This window comes from Micromonospora sp. NPDC048843 (genome assembly GCF_040649965.1).
GTDB lineage: Bacteria > Actinomycetota > Actinomycetes > Mycobacteriales > Micromonosporaceae > Micromonospora > Micromonospora hortensis.
Window position 1 is genome coordinate 1 of sequence record NZ_JBEZGJ010000385.1, and the last position, 1,167, is coordinate 1,167.

The 1,167-nt window shown below is 69.2% G+C and carries 1 protein-coding gene; it reads right to left on the bottom strand.

Annotated features, from left to right (window positions below; genetic code table 11):
• Window positions 1-113 precede the first annotated feature (113 nt).
• On the bottom strand, window positions 114-1,031 hold the full coding sequence (locus AB0C20_RS36290) for an NAD(+)/NADH kinase (protein ID WP_357182355.1): 918 nt from the start codon (window positions 1,029-1,031) through the stop codon (window positions 114-116).
• Window positions 1,032-1,167 lie beyond the last annotated feature (136 nt).

Here is a 1,167-nt window from a genome sequence, read left to right on the forward strand (position 1 = left end):
TCGCTTCCGGCGGAGGCGCGGCTGCGCCCCACGACGGTCGCCTCTACGCTCACAGTGCCAACCCGCCCCCGCACCACGCACCGCCCCCGGAGGTGGGGACGGGTGGGCCGGGGTCAGCAGGGTGGGGGTATTTCTCGTTGAGTGCGGCGCAGCTCCTCGGGGAGCAGTTCGCGGAGCTGCTCGGGTAGGAACGGCAGGTCGAGCAGCGTCATCTTCAACTGGTTGCGTTCCTGGTAGCGCAGCGGGTCGAAGCGCACCACCAGGCCGGCGTTGCGGCGGTAGCTGATTTCCACAGCTCCCTCGGTGGCCGGGTCGCGGAACACCAACCCGTCCATCTCCACCACCACCGGGGACGAGTCGGGCTCCAGCTCCAGCCGGATCTTCTCGTCCGGTGAGAGCACCACCGACCGGGAGATGCCGGCCATCGGCGCCGACGGCGTGACCACCATCGAGTCCGCCGCCGGGGAGATCAGCGGACCGCCGGCGGCGTAGCTGTACGCCGTGGAGCCGATCGGGGTGCTGACCACCACGGCGTCGCACCGGTAGTAGCCGTACTGCTGGCCGTCGATGGCGAGTGTGACGTTGACGAAGCCGGAGCCGGGCTGGCGCACCAGCGCGATGTCGTTGAACGCCACCACGTCGTCGCCACACACGTCGCAGGCGAGGCAGGCGTGCGACTCGACGGTGAACTCCTTCGACAGCAACCGGCTCAGCGCCTTAGGCAGCTCCGGCGGCTCGATCTCGACGAGAAAACCCACACGACCCAGGTGTACGCCGAGCACCGGCTTCGGGTCGAGGACGGCGGATCGCAGCGCACCCAACATGGTGCCGTCGCCGCCGATGCTGATCAGGGCGTCGGCGCGGGCCGCCACCTCGTCCGCCGGCACCGGCACGATGCAGGACGAGACGCGGTGCTGGTCCTCCTCGCGCACCATCAGCGTCTTGTGGTGACGCTTCGCCCACCGTTCGATGATCCCGACCACCTCGGTGACATCCCGGGTGGGGTGCAGCACAAGTCCCAGCCCCGACACCCGTACAGCTCATCACATCGGCGGCGACCGTACCCGGCGTACGCGCTGGGCCTTGGCCCGTTGCAGCTCCAGATCCTCGAACGCGTGCCGGACACCCAGCCGGATCACGCCGTAGAGGAAGACGAAGCCGAAGACG